This is a genomic window from Ktedonobacter sp. SOSP1-52 (genome assembly GCF_016587395.1).
In genome coordinates this window covers 2,360,928-2,380,794 of the sequence record NZ_BNJH01000001.1, presented here as the reverse complement: position 1 = coordinate 2,380,794, position 19,867 = coordinate 2,360,928, and the positions used below count along the sequence as shown (strand labels likewise).

The window sequence follows — 19,867 nt, the reverse complement described above, 5'->3', positions numbered from 1 at the left end:
AAAGAAAGCGATATGTTGGATCTATTCGATACTCATCCGAGACAATGGTATTCTCTGAGGAAGTTTCGTCTCAAGCCTCTTGTATGGTTGCTTAAAATATCGCGCGCCTTACCCAACCAGGGACGTGCCTCGTCTACTACTGAAAAGGCACCCTCGCCTGCTTCCGATGAAGCGATTCCTATGCAACTGCTGCTCGACATGGCTACACATCTCTGGCGGTTGCGGCAGAAGATGCTTCAACCAGGCACAGATCAGCCATTGGAAGAAATGCGCCAGGCCTTCCGTCCCTTTGAAGCTGCATGGTATACCCTGTTAGAAGCTGGCCTGGAAATACTTGATCATACTGGAGATTCCTTCCATTCAGGATTATTCCTCCATGTACTGGCTTTCCAACCTACCCCTGGCATTGTCGAGGAAACAGTTCTTGAAACAATCAGGCCCACTATTTACTACAGACAGCGGATGGTACAGCCTGGTGAAGTGATTGTGGGGACGCCAGAAACATCAGTTCTTGCAAACGAAGAAAGCGTAGATACACCCATTACAAACGAACAAGGAGATACTCTTCATGAATAGAGACACTATTGATTTTGGTATAGATCTCGGGACAACCAATAGTGCCATTGCAGTCTTGCAAGGCAGAGATACTCATGTTTTCAAAAACAATGAGAACCTGGAATATACCCCTTCTGCTGTCTGGATCGATCGCAATAATCACCTCTTTGTGGGGAGAACTGCAAGGGAGCGCATTGAGTCCGATCCCGATAATGCTTTCAGTGAATTCAAACTGCAAATGGGAACCTCGACAACGTACCGCTTTGCCCTCAGTGGACGAGAGATGAAGCCAGAAGAGCTTTCTGCTGAAGTGCTTAAATCCCTCAAAGCAAGCGTGATGCAGCGGACTCAAGAAGATGTAAAAGCTGCGGTCATTACGGTGCCAGCGGCATTTGAGTTGCATCAGAACAAGGCAACCAGGCAAGCAGCCGAATTAGCAGGCCTGACACCCAGCCCACTACTACAAGAGCCAGTGGCAGCGGCGCTGGCATATGGCTTTCAAAGTAAGAGCGACAAGATTTTCTGGCTGGTCTACGATCTGGGAGGAGGCACATTTGACGCCGCTGTTATCCAGGTACGTGATGGTGAAATCAGAGTAGTAAACCATGGAGGAGACAATCATCTGGGTGGCAAATTAATTGACTGGGCGATTGTCGAAAATCTCTTTATTCCTACACTTACCCAGCAATACAAGTTAAAGGGCTTCCAACGGGGAAACCCTGCCTGGATTTCAGCTATTGCCAAGCTGAAGGCTGAGGCAGAACAGGCCAAAATTCGGCTGTCTGACCATCAGTCGTTGTGGATACATATTCCCTTTCTGGGCCTCGATGAGCAAAAACACCCTATTTCTTTCGAGTATGAACTCAAAAGAAGCGATGTGGAACAGTTGATGGAACCATTTATCTTGCGCTCCATCAATATTTGTAAGAAGGTCCTCACAGAAAAAAACCTGACAGCGAACTCGATTGAAAATATCCTGCTGGTCGGAGGCCCAACGCTAACGCCTTATCTGCGCGAACGGCTGGCAGACAAACAAAAGGGATTGGGCATTCCCCTCGAATTTAGCATTGATCCACTCACCGTGGTTGCACGGGGGGCTGCTATCTTTGCCGGGACCCAGCGCCTTATTCAGGATGAAGCTCGCTTGAAACACATTCGTCCAAAAGGGGCTTACACAATTTCTTTCCCAGGGTGGGCATTCCAGGGTAGCGATAGCGAAACAACCGTTGGTGGCATGATCAAAGGTGAGGTGAGTCAGCGTTTTCAAGGCTACACAGTTGAATTTATCAACTCGAACATACGCCCCCCCTGGCGTAGCGGCCAAATTCCCGTGGACGCTAGTGGCTCTTTCATTGCCTCATTGTGGGTGAAGAGCGGTGAAACAAATACATATAGTGTTGAATTGCGTGACTCCGTCGGGCGGATTTGCCCAAGTGTCACAGATCCTCAAAAGTTAAGCTATACTCAGGGCATAGTAATTGCCAATATTCCGCTGACTCACTCTATCGGAGTCGCCTTAGCGAATAACGAGGTAGAATGGTTTCTCGTGAAGGGACAATCTCTGCCAGCTCGTAGCCAGAAAACATTGCGCACTGCTTTTGAAGTGAGCCAGGGACAAGCAGGTGGTGTTATTAGAATTCCAGTAGTCGAAGGAGAAAGCCCGCGCGCGGATCGCAATCGCATCATTGGTAGATTAGAGGTTACAGCGCAACAGGTGCGACGCACGGTCCCCGTTGGTGCCGAAGTGGGCATTACCATCGATATTGATACGTCCCGCTTACTACGAACAAAGGCCAATATTCCACTGCTTGATGAAGAGTTTGAAGAAGTCTTGCATCTGGGCGGACAAAATATCACACGGGACATCGCCCATCTCCAGCAGGATTTAGCAGAACAAAAGAGACGCCTGAGCAAACTAAAAACGCAAGAAAAAGCACTATTAGAAAAAGATACAGAAGAAGTATCGGCATTCCTGCAACAAATTGAAAATGAACAGGTGGTACGTGAAGTTGAGAGTGCCCTTGCCGCAGCACAGACTGATCCTGAGTCTCTAGATGCATGTGACAAACGACTGAGTGACTTGAAAATGGTACTTGATCAAGCCGAGACTGCTCTTGAATGGCCGAATCTCATTCAGGAGACAAACCGCCTCCTCGCCAGAGCGCAAGAAATTATGGATGAGTATGGCTCTCGAGAGGATAAGCAGCATTTCCAGCAATGCGAAGACGATATCCACAAGGCGATATATACACAGAATGCTGATGTATTACAACAACGTGTTGGAAAATTACGCGAACTACTCACGTATGTACTTGATAAACATGATATTCTGCCTCAAATGTGGTTTGAGCAATTGTGTGGCATGAAGAATAACATGCGTAACCAGGTACAAGCCCAAAAGTTGATAGATGAAGGGTTGCGAGCCCTACAAACAAAGAACATTCCTGCCTTGAGATCTATTAATCAACAACTAAAAATACTGCTTCCCTTGTCTCTGCCTCCTACCGATATTAGCACGCTGACACGTTAGTGAGAGGTTTTTTTGCGCAACTGCGACGCCTGTGTAAGCGGCTGTGTTGCAAAAAGAAAGCTGATCTGTCAGAATGGTGGGAAAAAGAACACAAGAGCGTCCACCATGGCAGAACAGCAGCCCTTCAAATGGCGTCACTTTGAGGCGGAGATTATTTTGCTCTGCGTCCGCTGGTATGTACGATACGCGTTAAGCTATCGGGATCTGGAGGAGATGATGCGGGAGCGGGGTCTCCAGGTAGACCACACCACAATCTATCGGTGGGTGCAGAGGTATGCTCCCGAACTGGAGAAGCGCTGTCGGCCTCATCTCAAACCCAGCAATGATTCCTAGCGGGTAGATGAGACGTATGTGAAGGTCAAAGGTATTTGGATGTACCTGTACCGCGCGGTGGATTCTCAGGGAAATACGTTGGAGTTCCATCTGAGTGTTACCCGCGATGCACCAGCCGCCAAGAGCTTTTTCGCGAAAGCGCTCGGAGCCTCCTATACGGTAATTCCCCGCGTCATCACCGTTGACAAAAACGCGGCCTATCCCAAGGCCTTCAACGAATTGAAAGCAGCGGGGACCCTTGCAGGTCCTTGTGAACTGCGGCAGAGCAAGTATCTCAACAACCTGATTGAACAAGATCACCAGTTCATCAAACGGCTGGTGAAACCGGGATTGGGCTTCTTTTCTTTTGAAACAGCATGGCATACCTTACAGGGATACGAGAGTATGCATATGATTCGCAAGGGACAGATGCATGGGGTGGAAAAAGGGAACATTCCTGGACAGATTTCCTTCATTGCCAGCCTGTTTGGACTGGTTGCCTAAGCGCAACAAGAAATGAGACTTCACGCCCATCGTCTTCCCTCGTAAATCTTTGCAACACAGCCCGATCTTCTCGGTCATTGAAATTCTCCTGACGTCATGTCACATGTCCAACGCTTCTATAGTCGAGCCCATTTGTGCAACCTTTGGTTGCATATCATATTCGTATTGTAATGAGAAAGAAGCACGTTGTCAAGAGAAGAGCAGGCAGTCAGGCGGTGGGTGTAGGAAAAAGTTGTAGGCAAGGGGGCAAAAAGAGAGTATCCTCAACTTGTAAATAAATTTGCTTTGTGGGCCAAAATTGGACAATTCGATGGGTGTGTGCCCAGGCGACTGAAACGGCCAGTAGAGCGAGATGAGTTCTTTTTTAAGTGCTGAATATACCTCTTTTACCTGTCTTGCCACCCATTTAATTATCCAATTTGGGCCCACAAAGCGCCGTGATCTACAGGACTGGAAGATTAATCACAGCATTCCCCGTATTGTAATCAATCTCTCTTTGGTACAAGTGCTAGATTTCTCTAGTACTTGTACCTTACAGGACTTTACAAATTTGAAAGGAAATTGTGGCAGGTGGATAAAAAAGAGGAAAGTAAACAGGAAAAATCAAGGCGTCATTGGGCTTTAGCAACGCGACTTGAGCAAGAATATAATTGGTTATTTACAAGGGTATCTCATATACTGGCTCATCGTGATCCAATGGGCCTTACTTTGGGCAATCCATCACGCACTGATTATTATTTAGAAGTGGGAACTATTCTCGCACGTGTGCTAGATGAAGCAAAGTCACCAGATACAGTATTAAGTATTCTCTACGAGGAGTTCCGCTCCTGGTTTGGTGGTGTTCTTGACTCAAAATTGGAGAAACGCCCGAAACGTACAAGATCTCTCTACAAGCAAATGTCAGAAGAGATTTGGGCAGCATATCAACAATGGCTCGCTGAGAACCCCAAATAGAAAGCTCATCCCTGATTGAATAATATGTGAGCAGGATATGAAAAAGCGAACGTTGGCGGGCTTTAGTGTGTGTAAATAAATTTGCTTCGTGGGCCAAATTTGGACAATTCGATGGGTGCGTGCCTAGGCGACTGAAACGGCCAGTAGGGCGAGATGAGTTCTTTTTTAAGTGCTGAATATACCTCTTTTACCTGTCTTGCCACCCATTTAATTATCCAATTTGGGCCCACAAAGCGCCGTGATCTACACTCACCTCAACTCAAAAACACGAGAAGGATGCTCTCAGAATGAAAACGAATGAAGAGATCAAAGAGGCGTTGTTGGACCTGGCAGAGAAAGCGGTCGAGGAGCTGGTGGGTCATATCGAAGACCTAAAAGAGGGGGATCTGGATCAGTTGGAGCAAACGGTGTTCAAAGCGATCATGGAGTTTGGGCGAACAGCCCTGGAGGAACTCCTCAGGCAGAAAGCTCGTGAAGAGGAAGCCGCCAGCCCGATCGAAGGAAGCTATGGGCATACGCTACGGCTGGTGAGCTACCGAGAGAAGCAAGTGAACACTGTCATGGGACCTCTGACCATCCGACGAGCCTATTACCATTGTCAGGAACCCAAGCGCCTTGCTGGGAGACAGAACCCGTTGCCGGCCTGCCCCGGAGTCGCCCCCTTTGATCAGCGGTGGGGGCTCGTTGGGCGCCGAAGCAGTCCAGGAGTGCGCCGTCTGGTGAGCTTTCTGTCCGCCCGCCTGACGCACGAAGAAGTGGCTGAAACGCTGGCTCGGCTGCTTCCTCTGGCGATCTCCACCCGGCAAGTGGGCCACGTGATCCAGCCTGCTGGCGAAGCATTTCGGCAGTTCGAAGACCAGCAGGTGCAGAAGCTGCTCACGCAAGGAGCAGAAAAACACCGGAGTGAAAAAGAACGCCAGGAAGAACACGGAGAGCCAATCCGGCGGCTGTATGTCGAAATGGATGGGGTGATGGCCCGACTCCGCCGGGGAAGTGTGCCGATGGAAGCGCACGAACAGCAGCGTGAGGGAGATGCGTATCGCGAAGTGAAAGTGGGAGCCGTGTTTGTGGGCGAGCCAGGACCGGAGCGCTCAGACCTGGTTCCAGGAGTCTTGATCGATCGTCCGGTGAGCATCAAGTATGTGGCCCGACGAACGACGGCAGAGGAGTTTGCACCTCAGCTGTATGCGCTGGCTCGCCACCACGGCCTCTCGCGGGCGCGGCAAGTCGTCATTTTGGGCGACGGGGCCAAATGGATCTGGAACCTGGCCGAGGAGCAGTTTCCTGGAGCCCTCCAGATCGTCGATGAATATCATGCCCGTGAGCATGTCTGGGATGTCGCGCGGGCTGCCTTCGCGGCTGAACCTGATCTGCGCGACTCCTGGGCACAAGCCGCCATCGACTACCTCAGTGAGGGAAAGGTCGAACAGGTGATTGCGGCCATCGAACAGTTGCCTCCTCTGGCGCCTGAACCAGGCAAAACCCGCAGCCTTCGGGAAACAGAAGCTGACTATTTCCGCACGAACATGTCTCGCATGCGCTACCCGGTTTTTCGAGCGCAAGGCATCCATCTGGGCAGCGGGATCGCGGAGGCGGCGTGCAAAACCGTGGTCGCCACGCGAACCAAACGTTCTGGGATGCGTTGGACTCCCCAGGGCCTTGATGCCATTCTCGCTTTGCGCACCGCTGCACTCAACCAGGAGTTTGATCAGTCCTGGCAAGCTTGCCGTGAGGCGGTTTGATGACCTACAACTTTTTCCTACACCCGCAGGCGGTTCTCCCTACCACTTTAGCATGTTCTGCCAATTGGCGACCTTGCCTCCTTAGCGACAACAACACGGATGACTACAAATTGTATGGCGATGTAGGGTAGAAACATGGATGACTACAAATTGTATGGCGATGTAGGGTAGAAACATGGATGACTACAAATTGTATGGCGATGTCATGAGAGGGTTCGAAAGTGAGTTTGGTACCAAACCTACCGACACTACCACCGTCGGCGAGACGAGCCCATTTGTTCATGAGATCTTTCATTAGAAAGCGAGATTCCCCATGTCAGCCGAGATTGAAAGCCGCGCGTCCTCCTGGTCCTGGTGTAGCACATGCGACTGCATGATGCCTCTCATTCACACCTGCAGCCAGGGAACATCAAGCATCAATGATCCACAGTTGACAGAAGATGTTGACTACTCGAGCGTTGAAGCCTACCTGCGTGGCCGGTATGGACGCGCCGGACAGGCCAGGGCCCAGCAAGCTATTAACAAGGGCCTCGTCCAGGCAAACCAAACAAAAACGACAAGAATGCAGTGGTGGATGCACTAACCCCCAGAGCAGAGAGTATGGAGAGGGATCATCACCCTCTCACGGCTTCTCAACATCATGAGCATGCCGAAGCAAGACAGCATTCGGCTTAGCAAAAAGGAGCTTGAGAGACATCGGTACACCTGCCTGCATTGCTCACCAAGACGGGACCGTCCATTGTATCTACCTCAGCCAGGATGGCTACCCAGCCTTTGCTGGCCAGATCCTGCTCCAGCACTTCCAGACACTGGAGCGCGTTCAACAACTGCTGGATGGAGGGAATCTCTATCGACTGAGACCTGAGTTGGGGAAATCCCACGATTTCTTTGAGGCACAACACAACCCCGAACTGCGGCTGAAAACCCAAAACTGGTGTCAGTTTAAACGTCGGGACTACGATCGCCGCCGGAGCCAGCCAACAGATGAGCAGGCGCAGGAGCTCGGGAGCCTTGATTTGCTGCTGCTGCTGAATCAGCAGCAAGACACGCCCTGGACCTATGTGTTTCGCACAGGCCAATGGTACCTCTACTCTTCTGATTCCATTGAAGGTATTCTCCTCCAGGAGGCGCTCAGCACTCACGAGAGACAGTAACCTGCCCACACCTGAAACAAAAGCCGGGAGGCTCCCCCTCGGCAACAGCCTCCCAACGCATTTTACCTAAAAGAAAGTTGAAGACACACGATGGAGAGAAACATAGCAGAACTCCTCAAATCTGAGATCCTCAGTCTCTGCAGCTACCACAACCTGACGGGATATCCCGCCAGTGTCGAGCAATTGGAGACATTAGATGAGTTAATCACCTGGCTGGGAACAACTGACTTCTCCTCAACTCATAGCGGAGAATACGCCGCCATCCTGCAACTTCTTCGCGTTGTCAATACACTCCAATACCAGCATAATCTTCTCCAGTTTGCTGAATGGGTGAAGAAACACCCCGAGTGGCAGACAGAATTCGTTGTTGCCCGCCTAGATCGCCTGATGACATTCGTTGAGCACGAAAGACGGCAGGATGCCTTCGAGCTTGCCCTGGCCATCGCCTCGAACCTTTCTGACTTCTCCCATTTCCGCGAGCAACTGGCCACATGGACACGCCAGCAGCTGATAGAAAAGGCTTCTGAGTCTAGACCCCCTATGGCATCTAAAGAAAGCGTTCTCCCTGCCACCCGTTTCTAAGAAGAGGGATCGTTATAGCTACGGATCCGGCGCGCCAGAACACCAGAAGCGTCAGACCTGGCCCTGGATGAACATTCCTTAAGAAAATGCCTCTCCTCGGCCAGCGGATGCGTGGACAAAAGCAAAACAGAGCCCGGTGTTGGACAAACCCAGCGCCAGGCTCGTTCATCTTCCGCGGCTGCATCTCCTAAAATAAGCACATCCAATTCCTCGTCCGGACCAACCACACTAGCCCAGCCGAGAATCTCGCAGAGCTGACTCCCCTCTTCAATCACCACATGCCCTTGCACATACAGATAACAGCGCTCCACATGAACCAGTACACCGATCGTCTCCCTCCCTGGCTGCAGCACACTCCTCCCGCACGAACACCGCCGCAAAGCCGATGGCACCCTGCGCGTGGTCTATGGGGCCAGCATTCACGATTGCCGTCCGTGTTCCTTGCGCGAACAGTGCCAATGCAACGGCAGCACCACGACCAAACCGCGCCAGATGAGCCTCCTGCTTCATCCTCTGCCGGTGGGATCGGCTCCGCTGCTCTGGCGAGACTGGAGCAGACGAAACCTTCGACGGACCTGTTTGCGTCTCCACCGTCAACATCTGGACATCCAGATGGGGCCAGAGGGGTTCTACTACGATACCGAACTGAAAATGATTCCTGCACTCAAACCCCGCCTGGCATTCGTGCCCAATGTGGGTATGCTCAAAGGGGTCTTTGAAGACAAAGAAACCAGTGAACTGCTTGTGACAATTCACTGGTCGCAACGGAACCGACGGGATTCTGCGTCTTTCCAACAACACTGCGTGACAGGTTGCTATTTCAGCTGAGCGGAAGGGCCGCTAGATGGATAGACGATGGATGAGCTGTCGCCAGGATAGGCGATGGATGAGCTGTCGCCAGGATAGACGATGGATGAGCTGTCGCCAGGATAGGCGATGGATGGGCTGTCGCCAGGATAGACGATGATAGGAGCGAGTCCACCCAGGATAGGTCATATTGAGGAGGCCAGCGCCATGCGGGTAGGCGACCTGGGGGTCGAGTTATGCGGAACGGCAGCAGGGGAGCTAACACCATGCGAGTAGGCGACCTGGGGGGTCGAGTTATGCGGAACGGCAGCGGGGAGCTAGCGCCATCCGAGTAGACGACCTGGGGGGTCGAGTTCTGCGGAACGGCAGCGGGGGAACTAGCACCATGTGGATAGCCGATAGATGGATGTAACGAGGGTGCATAGTGCGTTGCCGTTTGCTGGGTGATAGCGAGGGAGTGGGCAAGCAGGATCATGCTGGCCAGGAGAGCAACGATGAGGAGCATTCCCTGCAGTTGTCTATGATGTTGACGAGCAAACATAATGGTTCGTCGTATGTGCAGTTGCCTATGATGTTGACGAGCGGACATGATGGTTTGTCGTATGTAATGTAAAAGATAGGACATATCTGCTCCTTTCGTGTGGTCGTGTAAGGAACATGAAACGGGACGCACGGTGCTATCCCGGAGAAGTTTAGATAACCTCTATATTTCAATTATAGTGGGACATACTTCCCCCTAATTGGGTATGTACTTGAACGCGCTGAACCCACGGATTGCACAACGAGATTGCAGCAGCATACAGTTGGTAGAGTGCGAAACGGCTTCAGAAGCCATCTTAGCCACAGCATTTGCTTGTTGACAAGAGGGGGGAATGTCACTTCTTCACAGAAAGCATAACAGCAATGAAGGACGTTCGTGGTAAATAGCACGAATGTTAAGCACTTTTCAGCGCGAAACATGGGAATTCGGCGCGAATATTAAGCACCTCAACCATTGGTCGGGCGAGAACCCGCCTCGGAAGCGGCTCACGATTCTCGAAAGCTGTAAATTCAGGAAAGGAAACATGCTTGAATTGCTCGAATTCTGGACAGAAGTAACCCGATTTCAACCAATTTTTGGCAAGAGAACGATCATATGTCCGACCCTTCGCCCCATATTTTCACGGGGGCTTGGTAAGATACATCGAGCAAAAGATGTATCAATGAGCAACCGAATTTACAAAAACGATTTGCAGTCATCTGCTTGTGGAGCGGCTTGATTCGTTACCAATGGCTGTGCTGCTCAACATTCGCGCCAAAATCCCACATTTCGCGCCGATTTTGGCTCAACATTCACGCAAATTACCAGAAGAGTGACCCGCTTTCCCCAGGAAAAAGCGCTCCGAGAAAAAAAGAGCAAGTCACAAGGACTCACTCTTTCGCCAAAAACATGGATCACACCCAACATAGGTGTGGGGTTTGATCTGTAGTATAAAACACTTCAACACACTTGTATAGCGCACCAGCATCAATCAAGCACCTCCTGCAGAAGCCTTCCACTCACGCCCTCATAGCACATCTCACCAGCGCGCCAGCACCCCACTACACCCTGGCCCACTCCTCTCTCCACTCCATTCCTCTACACACACACCTCTTTCACACCTCATGCTGGAAAAGGGAGCCCTCGCGCGCCCACCCTCAGACAGAACACACATAAATCTCTACGATATCGCACGCTTTTACGCACACAACCATGGGCACGTCCTCCCCCTGGCAGGGCCTTGCTCAACTGCTGCTAATAACTCCCAATGTTTACAAATGTTGCGCAATATTGTACCCTCTTTAGAAAGAAGCTTTTCTACATTGGAGATTCGTTATGGGCGCTGAAATTAAGCCAGTGGTTATTAGTGGCAGAAATGCCTACTCACTCAAACAAGTGCAGTTGCTCTTAGGACGTGCAAGGACAGCCGGTTCTCTCTCGTACACAGCAATGGAGAACGTTCTGAGAAAAAACAACATTGAGCGATTTCAACTTGGCTTCGGTAACGAGCGGTACTGCTGGGCAGAGGACATCGACGCACTCTTCAAACCACGTCCGGTAAAGTAGGGAGAAAAGACGCTGCAACAAGGAACAATATATCCGTTTGCCTCGCACAGAGCAAGCATTTCTTGCATACCTTGAAACTTCAGATATCTCTGTACTCATGCAACTCCGCTTCCTCCTTGAGGCATCATCACGACGCCATCCCCTCGCTCGCACTAGCCCGGACGGAATGCTCGTAAAGAACGAAAGGAAAACCTATGAGACTTCACGAGGTCGAACGCGGCGATAGTCTTCTCTCACAGATCCTCATCCGCTTTCTCTCCCTCATGTCAGGGATGCGCCTGCCCGATGCAGCGCGGGTCGCCTTTTACCACAAACAGTTCAGTGGCGACTCCATGAGTGCTTGGACGCATGCGGCCATGCGCGGGGAAAGCGCCTGGAGCGTCGGAGAGCGGGAACTGATGGCGGCCATAACCGCCAGGTGGAATTCGTGCCCTTTCTGTATTGGAGCTCATGGCGCTATCGCGGCGCGAGCGCTGGGAAGGCCACAGGTGCTCTCCACCCTTGAGAATTTCCGGCAGGTGGAGCTGTCCCCCAACCTCCAGGCAATCCTCGTCTTCCTAGAGATCTTAACTCGCAGACCTGGCGAACTGACACCGGAGGATGCCTGGGCCGTCCTTTGCAAGGGGGTCACCTCCCAAGCCCTGGAGGATGCCATCGCGGTCTGTGCCCTCTTTCACATCACGACCCGTTGCGCGGATACCCTCGATTACCAGATGCTCTCAGAGAAAGACTTCGATCGAGCTGCCAAGCAGCTCTTGGTCCAGGGCTATGCATTTGGGAAGGGGAAGACTCCCCCACATCCCGATCATCGTGTCCTGGCCGACGCCGTACGCCAGCGCATCCTTTTTGGGCCGGGGAAGACCGATGCCCTCCTTCGCCAAGCGATGGCAGAGCGAGCAATCGGAGGCCCGCCGCTTTCGGCACCCTACGACGAGCTCGCACGACAGATCGGAGAGGCCGCCTACAAGGTCACCGATGAGCAGGTGGCAAAGGTCGTCGAACAGGCAGGAAGTGAGAAGGCGGCTTTTGAACTGATGATGGCAGCGGCTCTGGGGGCTGGTCTGCATCGTTTTTGGCGAGGGCTGGGCGTGTTGGAGGAGGCTCAGAAGACAGCGTAAATCCGCGGCACGGAGAAGGCGTTGCCCGACGAGATGACAACCAGTAAACGATGGGATGTCAATGGCATTCACTGGCCATGTGCGCACTATCCCATAGGTTGGGCAACCCGTGAGAAGAACCACCTTTCAGGTCAATGACCAGCAGGCGAGATCGCTGGCGATGTATTGACACCATTGCACGCTGATCCCCCAGATGGGGAGCCGTTTCTCCAGTATCTTCCGGGTCGATTCCCATGTTTCGCGCCGATTTCATACCATTCGCCTTAAAAATCGCCGAACATTCGCGCTATTTACCACCAGCGCAACAGGGAAAAGGAGTCCTCTTGGGGTAATCAGCAGGGCGCAGGAAGCAGCGAGGGGGAACACAGCAGAGCAGAGGAAAAACACCAGGGGCCACCATGCCAGCATGGGAAAACCAGTGGGCATTGGCAACCCATTGTATCGCTTTCTCTATTTCGATGCATTTCTATATACATATTGCAATTTTACCGATGGCCTCCTTCCTTAGCACTCGCCTTTGTTCCCTCTCCTCATAGTTCCCTTTTTTTCCTAGGGCCGCATTTTTCTCTGGGAAAGCAGTGAGGAAAAGGCCAAAAAGAAATGGTACACGACATCTCCTGCTGTTCCTCATCTGTCATGATCAGATGATGCTGTTTCTTTTCTGTTCTCTCGGTGAAAGGCGTTGCGATAGGCCTGTGGCGAGATGTGCAGGGTGCGTTGAAAATGCAAACGAAACGTGGCTGCTGAACTGAAGCCGCAGATGGTCGCTACTCGCTCAATGGTTTCGCTTGTCGTTTCCAAAAAGCGCTGAGCCAGCACAATACGTTGCTGGAGGAGCCATTGATAAGGGGTTGTTCCAACGGTTGCATGAAAGCGGCGCGCAAAGGTTCGCGGACTCATCGCTGATCGAGTTGCCATCTGCTCCACCGTGAGATCTTCCTGCAGGTGGGCTGCCATCCACGCAAGCGTTGCACCGAACGGTTCACCCTCATCAAACACAGGCAGCAGAGGCGTCTCGATGTACTGTGCCTGACCACCATCACGATGCAGAGGAACAACCATCCTCCTGGCTACTGCTGCCGCGACCTCAGCACCGTAATCCTGGCGGACCACATGGAGCGAGAGGTCAATCGCCGCAGCCGTTCCGGCAGAGGTCAGCACCTGGCCCTCATCAATGTAGAGTCTTTGCGGATCGACCTGTACTTGAGGATAGCGCGCTGCCAATTCTGCTGCCCACGCCCAGTGCGTGGTGACGCGACGACCATCCAGCAGCCCGGCGGCAGCCAGCAGAAAGGTTCCCGTACAGAACGCAATCAAGCGAGCCCCTCGTTGATAGGACTGGCGTAAGGTCTCTAGAAGCGTCTCTGAAACTGGAACAATCCCAGGGCGCGAACTGGGAACAATGATCGTATCTGCCGAGGCTACGTGCTCAAGGGAATACGGCGTCGTGAGCAAGATGCCAATAGAGGTACGAATAGGTCGCGGCTCCGAAGCTGTGATCATGAAGCGATACCAAGGGACTCCCAGTTCGGGGCGCTCAAATCCAAAGACTTCTGTTGCCACAGCCAACTCAAAGGGATTGACAGCATCGTACACAATGGTCGCGACGGTATGCATGGCAGTTTTTTGATGCTCCTTGTCTTTTCTGCCACTGGCAGACATGTTTTCTTTCTGGCAAAATCATAACATGTCCATCGTTTTCTGCCAAATAACGGGATCACGTGGGAGCATTTTCCCGCCCCCAGAGGCTGTGCGTGAAAACTGCTAGAGTCGTGAGCGTGGGGGAGATCCCAGTCAGGAAAACGAACAGACGAAAGTCGAATGAAGAGACAAAAGGAGTTCCATGTATGTCATTTTTAGACACGACTCTTGGGGAGGCTGGGGAGCACGCGTGCGCTGCTCTTGGCGTGACCGAACTGCCTAAGCTTTCGCTGGGCGAGCGAGAGAGGATCGCTGAGGTATGGATCTGATGGAAGATACCTACACACGTCTCCTTGCCCTGCTCGATCAACAGGGATACCCTATCAGCTTATCGACCACGCGCCCGAAGGGCGTACAGAACTCGTCAGTACCATGCGGGGGAATAGACTCTCCCAGGCCGCAAAGTGCATTATCTTGATGGTGAAACTCGGCAAAAAAGTCACCAGGTACGTTTTGGCTGTTATCCCAGGTGATGCAAGGGTAGACTTACCAGCAGTCAAAACGTTAATGAAGGGAACCTACGTGGCATTCGCCTCATCGGATATCGCTGAACGGCTCGCAGGCAGTGTGACAGGAACGATCCTTCCGTTCTCCTTCAGCCCAGAATTAGAGGTGGTCGTCGATCCCTCGCTGCTCGAAAACGATGAGATCTACTTCAATGCGGCGCGCTTAGACCGCTCAATGGTGTTGAGAACCAGTGACTATATCACGGTAGCCAAACCTCGTCTGGGACGCCTTATCCTGGATCGAAGAACCCTATCGGAAGGAGTTTCTTCTCTAGAGAGGACGGCTTTGTCATGAAAACACGTTTTCTTCTTACGAGATCAGCCAGGAGGCCATGATGAATACACATGAAGCACACGCATCTTATGCGATCAATGTAAATACACACTATGCTCCTTTGGAACGCATTGACATTCAGACACTTGTGAACGCTTGTCAAGACTCCTGGTACAACCAGACTCTCAGTCGGATTAATGATTGCGTCGTGCGACTCGGAATTATGCAGGGAGTCTTTCACTGGCATAAGCATGAGATGGAAGATGAATTCTTTTTTGTCCTCGAAGGACGTTTCCTCATTGAGTTAGAGGGCCAAACGGTTGAACTCGCGCCACAACAGGGATTCACGATCCCCAAAGGGGTGATGCATCGGACACAAGCCCCAGAGCGCACAGTGATTCTCATGATAGAGGGAGCTGGAGTCATCCCAACCGGCGACTGAACATGGCAAAGCTCTTGCTGTCGTTACCACCATTGCCATGGCAATGGCTGACATGACGGGCTTTTCTATGCACCGTTTTTTTAATAGCCACGAAACTGCTCGAATGAGAAGGGTGAGAGGAATTAGCACCTCATGGTCTGTTCTGGAAAAGGCTGAGGAGAGATCTCGACGTCAAAGGCCTCAGCCCTCTCCAAAGGAGGATTCTCTTGTTATGGCAAGACCCCATCATGATTCAGATGCCTTTCCTCTTCATCGTTTGGTTCCTCTCTCAGTCACCGGTATTGTCAACTTGCTGAACGGCTAAACTTTCTGGTAGACTAATAGCCATGAAAACACAGGCATCTGCATCCCTCTCCAAAGGCTTTCGCTTCCCATCTGAGATTATCGGCCACTGCATCTGGTTGTATTTCCGCTTTTCCTTGAGTTTCCGTGATGTCGAAGAGATTATGGCAGAGCGTGGGGTCGTGTTGACCTACGAAACTGTTAGACAGTGGTGTTTGAAATTTGGCCAGACGTACGCCAATGAGCTGAAACATCGTCGCCCGAAAACGGGAGACAAGTGGCACCTGGATAAAGTATACCTCAAGATCAACGGGAAAACGCACTATCTCTGGAGGGCCGTGGACCAGGATGGCAACGTGCTCGATATCCTTGTCCAAAGCCGACGGAAAAAACAAGCGGCGAAACGCTTCTTTCGGAAGCTACTCAAAGGGCTTCAGTACGTCCCGCGTGTGATCATCACAGATAAACTGAAGAGTTATGGAGCAGCGAAACGTGAGATCCTGCCTGGTGTGGAGCATCGCCAGCACAAAGGGCTCAAACAATCGAGCGGAAAACTCCCACCAACCCACGCGGCTGCGTGAAAAGAAGATGCGGCGGTTCAAATCAGCCAAACAGGCCCAACGCTTTCTCTCTGCTTTCGGCCCCATTGCTGGGCATTTCCAACCGCGACGTCACCGTTTGACTGCCGGGGAATATCGTACCCTTTTACAGGACCGATTGCAAACATGGAAAGAAGTGACTGGAGCAAAACGAGTCGCATAACCATAGGTATCCCCTCCCCATTTTCCATGACCCATCAGCATCTTTCTTCGCCATACCTCAGCAATACTCTTCATTTTTCTGGTTAAGTTGACAGTACCCTTTGGCCTCATTTCAGATCACTTCCGACCGCGAAGACATCATCTCAAAGCCTCGGAGTATCGTGCCCTTCTACAGGAGCGATCTGGGAGTTGGGGTGAGATCACCAACGGAGACAACGCTGCATAATCAGAACATTTTCCCAGTTATTCCCATCCTTTTCCTTTCAAAAAGCGTCGTTTGAGCAACATGATCCTCCTCGATGGATAAGTTGACAATACCAATGGTTGTGCTGCTCAACCTTCTGGGGCATCAGTACCGAATGTTGTAAATAATTCGTGCGTTCGGGAGATCGCGTTACTGAGAATATATTTCTGCAAATGGCTTAGGGCGAGGTAAAGATCAAGCCAAGATCTCCCACGGCGACAAACTGCGAGCCGGACCAGACCACGCTAGTAAGAGGTCCTGAGTTCTGGGCTATCCAGGTGTGTCCGTTGGATGAGGTAAGGATTGTACCGGACTCTCCCATGGTTCCAGACCACCCCACGGCGACAAACTGCGAACCGGACCACGCTACGCTAGTAAGGTCTCGCGGAGTTTCTGAGTTCTGGACTGTCCAGGTGTGGCCGTCGGGTGAGGTAAGGATTGTACCGAACTTTCCCACTGCGATGAACTGCGAATCTAACCAGGCCACACCCTGAAGGTCTTGCGAAGTTCCTGAGTTCTGGGCTATCCAGGTGTGTCCATTGGGTGAGGTGAGAAGCGTGCCAGATGTTCCGACGGCGACAAACTGCGAGCCGGACCACGCTACACCCCAAATATTTTGCCGAAGATCAAAGCTTTGGGTCGTCCAGGTGTGCCCATCAGGCGAGGTGAGAATCGTGCCGCTGTCCCCCGCACCTCCTACAACGACAAACTGTGAGCCGGACCACGCTACACCCAAAAGGTTCGTCGGAGGACCCAAGTACTGGGTCGTCCAGGTGCGCCCATCAGGCGAAGTAAGAATCATACTCCCCTGCCCATTCCACCCCACAGCGATAAACTGCGAGTCTAACCAGGCCACATCATTAAGGTCTTCTTGCGAAGTTCCTGAGTTCTGGGCTATCCAGGTGTGCCCATCAGATGAAGTGAGAATTGTGTCATGCCCTACAGCAACAAACTGCGAGCCGGACCACGCTACATCTTGAAGGGGAGCATCAGTATTAGAAGTCTGGACATGCCACGTCCTGCCAGGATTGGCTTGAGTAGTCGCAGTGGCCTTCCCATTGGCTTGAGTAGTCGCAGTGGCTACACGCCATATGCTAAAGCTCCCTCCAGCGATAAAGACGAGGATCAGGAGAAGCAAGGCCCCAACAAGAAGGGGAGAGCGTCGCTTGGTGGGACGCACAGATACTGACGGAGAACGTGTAGCTGAACTCGGAGATGCACTGGCAGGCTGCGTAGACATAATCAGGGAACGAGGAGCCGTGACCCTAGCTGCCTCAGCAGAGACGCTCGAAGAAAGCGTGACCTTCTCCTGCACAGGGACAACAACTGACATAGGAGGAAGGGATTGAGCAAGCTGCATGTTGCTAGAGGATGCGGCTCCGTTGTTGGCCGCAGGAGCATACGCCGAAGATGCGTCGAGTGTCGTGGGAGCGGGAAACGTGCTCTCTTTCCGCACTTCCTGCAAGGCTTCCTGCAAAACCTGGGCAAACTCAGTGATCGAAGGGAAGCGTTCCTCCGGCTTTTTCGCCAGGGCACGTTGCAAAACAAGGTCAACGGCTGATGGTAGCAGAGGATTGCGTTCGCGAGCGGATGGAGGCTGCTCCTGAAGATGGGCAAACATCACATTCAGGGGGGCTCCCTGAAAGGGGGGACTGCCAGTGAGCAGCTCGTAGGCCATGATCGCAAGAGCATACTGATCGCTGGCAAAGCCTGGCTGATTGGCCCATTGCTCTGGGGCCATATAGAGGGGAGTGCCACGCACATGCTGGCTCGCATTGGAGGTTGCGCTTGCTAAGCGCGCAATACCAAAATCGCAGAGCAGCAGATGAGGGTAGTCGTCGGTTGCCGACTTGCTCTGGATCAAGAAGTTGGCGGGCTTGACATCCAGATGCATGACCTGATGATCGTGGGCATATTGCAGAGATTGTCCAGCTTGCTGGATGAGATGCGCGATTTGCTTGAGCGTCAGAGGTGGGGTTTGTCTCGTTTGCGCTCGTTTTCTGAGCCAGGCAGTTAAGGAACCTTCAGGACGATAGGGCATAACCAGATACGCAACGTGAGCATCATCGATGATCTCCTCGCCGTGGTCATACAATGGCAGGATCGCGGGGTGATCGAGCTGAGCAATGGCGGTCGCTTCCCGCCAGAAGAGGCGTAGGGCATTACTTGTAGATTGCTGGTCCGACTGGATCATCTCCATCCGAATGAACTTGGCTGCGACTTGCCGCCGGACGCGGACATCTTCAATAACGTAGACCTCACCCATACCGCCTCTTCCGATTAATTGGAGAATACAATAGTGACTGAACCGTTTCCCTACGAGTGTCATAAACCCTCCCTGTTTTGCACATGTCCTTTTTCACAAGAAAGAAATCTTTTGACGAATCATATTTTCCGTTATGATAGATCTGCTCCCTGGCTTTGTTCTATCCTCCAACCATGCCCCAGGTCGTTTCTTCCATAGCCCACCATTGCTCCGTATTGGGAGTATTGATTTTGCATTTGTCATGAGACGGAAACCGGAGGACTCCATTGCGTGGGGAAAGCGTGCTCGCCCTTGCGCAGTCCGGGCATTCGATCAGCGCGATACCACTGTCCAAAAAACGCTTGGGTTCGATCGGGACCCCTATAGGACGCAATTTACACTCTTCACAAGAAGCATACCGGATGAGAAGTGGGTTTTCCAGGGACATCTGTACCATTGATTACTGTTTGCATCGCTTGATCACTCTTTACCCTAAAATCTGTCAACTCTTCGCTCTTACCACCAACAACAGCAAAAAACGAAGTGCTAGCACCGGATCTACACCCCCTATCGTTTCAGCTATCCTACCCTGAAGAAATGTCAAGTTGATAGAAAGGAGTAAAAAGTAATACAGACTATTAAACGAAAAACGAGTATCGAGAATTGATAAAGACACCCTTTCGCTCCTCAATTTCTTCAATGGCCTCTTAAAGGCAGATGGTGTCTGGGGAAGGCGCAGCAGGCCCAATAGCACAGAGAAGGAAAAGGACTGCCAGAATGCCAAAGGATACCAGCTCTATGAGCACACGAAGGCGAACTCCTTGACGAAAGTGAGGTTTCGCTGTAAAGAAATCCACCATCGCCATGAAAATGATGAGAAAAAAACCGGAGAGGATGCAGCCACAGAACTGTTGCGACGTTCAGACTGAACCTTTCCCCTGCGTCAAGCAATCCACGATATTGTCCGAGGAAATAGTAAGGAACAATGCCAGCCGACACTGCTCCTATTATAGCTATTGTCTCAATCAGCAACTCAAAGAGAAGAATGATGCCAATTGGGAACCGCGA

General features: G+C 51.8%; 17 protein-coding genes and 2 pseudogenes. 14 read left to right on the top strand and 5 right to left on the bottom strand.

Translation table 11 applies throughout. From position 1 onward, the window contains the following. The first annotated feature begins 12 nt into the window (after nt 1-12). From JMJ16_RS11245 to JMJ16_RS11210, 8 genes and pseudogenes are all read left to right on the top strand, one after another. Nucleotides 13-576, top strand: a complete 564-nt coding sequence (locus JMJ16_RS11245) for a hypothetical protein (RefSeq protein ID WP_201381221.1) — start codon at nt 13-15, stop codon at nt 574-576. Next, the gene (locus JMJ16_RS11240; RefSeq protein WP_201381219.1) at nt 569-3,085 is read left to right on the top strand and encodes an Hsp70 family protein; all 2,517 of its coding nucleotides are present in this window, start codon (nt 569-571) and stop codon (nt 3,083-3,085) included. Before JMJ16_RS11245 ends, JMJ16_RS11240 begins: the two co-directional genes overlap by 8 nt. 105 nt (nt 3,086-3,190) lie before the next feature. Next, nucleotides 3,191-3,901 (top strand): annotated as a pseudogene (locus JMJ16_RS11235) (IS6 family transposase). 570 nt (nt 3,902-4,471) lie between these two features. Beyond that, a complete protein-coding gene (locus JMJ16_RS11230) occupies nt 4,472-4,855 on the top strand; it encodes a hypothetical protein (RefSeq protein WP_201381218.1) in 384 nt (127 codons plus the stop codon). A 287-nt stretch (nt 4,856-5,142) separates the two neighbouring features. Continuing rightward, nucleotides 5,143-6,597, top strand: a complete 1,455-nt coding sequence (locus JMJ16_RS11225; protein ID WP_201381216.1) for an ISKra4 family transposase — start codon at nt 5,143-5,145, stop codon at nt 6,595-6,597. A gap of 313 nt (nt 6,598-6,910) precedes the next feature. After that, a complete protein-coding gene (locus JMJ16_RS11220; RefSeq protein WP_201381214.1) occupies nt 6,911-7,180 on the top strand; it encodes a hypothetical protein in 270 nt (89 codons plus the stop codon). 103 nt (nt 7,181-7,283) lie between these two features. Continuing rightward, nucleotides 7,284-7,751 (top strand): hypothetical protein, encoded by a 468-nt coding sequence (locus JMJ16_RS11215; RefSeq protein ID WP_201381212.1) that lies wholly within the window; start codon nt 7,284-7,286, stop codon nt 7,749-7,751. Between the two features lie 90 nt (nt 7,752-7,841). After that, nucleotides 7,842-8,333: a hypothetical protein gene (locus JMJ16_RS11210; RefSeq protein WP_201381210.1), complete on the top strand. Its 492-nt coding sequence runs from the start codon at nt 7,842-7,844 to the stop codon at nt 8,331-8,333. On the opposite strand, the gene JMJ16_RS11205 is transcribed toward JMJ16_RS11210, so the two are convergent. Beyond that, nucleotides 8,330-8,686: a hypothetical protein gene (locus JMJ16_RS11205; RefSeq protein ID WP_201381208.1), complete on the bottom strand. Its 357-nt coding sequence runs from the start codon at nt 8,684-8,686 to the stop codon at nt 8,330-8,332. The genes JMJ16_RS11210 and JMJ16_RS11205 overlap by 4 nt on opposite strands. Before the next feature lie 46 nt (nt 8,687-8,732). On the opposite strand from JMJ16_RS11205, the gene JMJ16_RS11200 reads away from it, so the two are divergent. Further along, entirely contained in the window at nt 8,733-9,161 is a 429-nt protein-coding gene (locus tag JMJ16_RS11200; protein ID WP_201381206.1) for a hypothetical protein, read from the top strand. Here JMJ16_RS11200 and JMJ16_RS11195 read toward each other — a convergent pair. Beyond that, nucleotides 9,154-9,765, bottom strand: a complete 612-nt coding sequence (locus tag JMJ16_RS11195; protein WP_236601405.1) for a hypothetical protein — start codon at nt 9,763-9,765, stop codon at nt 9,154-9,156. The two genes, JMJ16_RS11200 and JMJ16_RS11195, sit on opposite strands and share 8 nt — an antisense overlap. A 1,655-nt stretch (nt 9,766-11,420) precedes the next feature. Between JMJ16_RS11195 and JMJ16_RS11190 the strand changes: the two genes are divergently transcribed. Further along, entirely contained in the window at nt 11,421-12,344 is a 924-nt protein-coding gene (locus JMJ16_RS11190; protein ID WP_201381204.1) for a carboxymuconolactone decarboxylase family protein, read from the top strand. Between the two features lie 58 nt (nt 12,345-12,402). On the opposite strand, the gene JMJ16_RS11185 is transcribed toward JMJ16_RS11190, so the two are convergent. Further along, on the bottom strand, nt 12,403-12,597 hold the full coding sequence (locus JMJ16_RS11185; protein ID WP_201381203.1) for a hypothetical protein: 195 nt from the start codon (nt 12,595-12,597) through the stop codon (nt 12,403-12,405). A 374-nt stretch (nt 12,598-12,971) separates the two neighbouring features. Further along, nucleotides 12,972-14,006 carry a helix-turn-helix domain-containing protein gene (locus JMJ16_RS11180; RefSeq protein WP_236601404.1) on the bottom strand — a complete coding sequence of 345 codons (1,035 nt, stop codon included), beginning with the start codon at nt 14,004-14,006 and terminating at the stop codon, nt 12,972-12,974. Between the two features lie 185 nt (nt 14,007-14,191). Between JMJ16_RS11180 and JMJ16_RS55955 the strand changes: the two genes are divergently transcribed. From JMJ16_RS55955 to JMJ16_RS11165, 4 genes and pseudogenes are all read left to right on the top strand, one after another. Next, nucleotides 14,192-14,314, top strand: a complete 123-nt coding sequence (locus tag JMJ16_RS55955) for a hypothetical protein (protein ID WP_255553177.1) — start codon at nt 14,192-14,194, stop codon at nt 14,312-14,314. Between the two features lie 148 nt (nt 14,315-14,462). Next, complete coding sequence (locus tag JMJ16_RS11175) at nt 14,463-14,846, top strand: YbaK/EbsC family protein (protein ID WP_236601561.1); 384 nt, start codon at nt 14,463-14,465, stop codon at nt 14,844-14,846. A 37-nt stretch (nt 14,847-14,883) separates the two neighbouring features. After that, complete coding sequence (locus JMJ16_RS11170) at nt 14,884-15,267, top strand: cupin domain-containing protein (RefSeq protein WP_201381201.1); 384 nt, start codon at nt 14,884-14,886, stop codon at nt 15,265-15,267. A gap of 326 nt (nt 15,268-15,593) precedes the next feature. Beyond that, nucleotides 15,594-16,311 (top strand): annotated as a pseudogene (locus tag JMJ16_RS11165) (IS6 family transposase). Between the two features lie 421 nt (nt 16,312-16,732). Here JMJ16_RS11165 and JMJ16_RS11160 read toward each other — a convergent pair. Continuing rightward, nucleotides 16,733-18,883: a protein kinase gene (locus JMJ16_RS11160; protein ID WP_201381200.1), complete on the bottom strand. Its 2,151-nt coding sequence runs from the start codon at nt 18,881-18,883 to the stop codon at nt 16,733-16,735. Nucleotides 18,884-19,867: the final 984 nt, after the last annotated feature.

Bases quoted from the DNA above. Each gene is read 5' to 3' on its own strand.
- JMJ16_RS11225 (WP_201381216.1), top strand. From the start codon at position 5,143: ATGAAAACGAATGAAGAGATCAAAGAGGCGTTGTTGGACCTGGCAGAG.
- JMJ16_RS11185 (WP_201381203.1), bottom strand. From the start codon at position 12,597: ATGAAATCGGCGCGAAACATGGGAATCGACCCGGAAGATACTGGAGAA.
- JMJ16_RS11190 (WP_201381204.1), top strand. From the start codon at position 11,421: ATGAGACTTCACGAGGTCGAACGCGGCGATAGTCTTCTCTCACAGATC.
- JMJ16_RS11195 (WP_236601405.1), bottom strand. From the start codon at position 9,765: ATGTCCTATCTTTTACATTACATACGACAAACCATCATGTCCGCTCGT.
- JMJ16_RS11170 (WP_201381201.1), top strand. From the start codon at position 14,884: ATGATGAATACACATGAAGCACACGCATCTTATGCGATCAATGTAAAT.
- JMJ16_RS55955 (WP_255553177.1), top strand. From the start codon at position 14,192: ATGTCATTTTTAGACACGACTCTTGGGGAGGCTGGGGAGCACGCGTGC.
- JMJ16_RS11220 (WP_201381214.1), top strand. From the start codon at position 6,911: ATGTCAGCCGAGATTGAAAGCCGCGCGTCCTCCTGGTCCTGGTGTAGC.
- JMJ16_RS11210 (WP_201381210.1), top strand. From the start codon at position 7,842: ATGGAGAGAAACATAGCAGAACTCCTCAAATCTGAGATCCTCAGTCTC.
- JMJ16_RS11245 (WP_201381221.1), top strand. From the start codon at position 13: ATGTTGGATCTATTCGATACTCATCCGAGACAATGGTATTCTCTGAGG.
- JMJ16_RS11175 (WP_236601561.1), top strand. From the start codon at position 14,463: ATGGTGAAACTCGGCAAAAAAGTCACCAGGTACGTTTTGGCTGTTATC.
- JMJ16_RS11240 (WP_201381219.1), top strand. From the start codon at position 569: ATGAATAGAGACACTATTGATTTTGGTATAGATCTCGGGACAACCAAT.
- JMJ16_RS11160 (WP_201381200.1), bottom strand. From the start codon at position 18,883: ATGACACTCGTAGGGAAACGGTTCAGTCACTATTGTATTCTCCAATTA.
- JMJ16_RS11180 (WP_236601404.1), bottom strand. From the start codon at position 14,006: ATGTCTGCCAGTGGCAGAAAAGACAAGGAGCATCAAAAAACTGCCATG.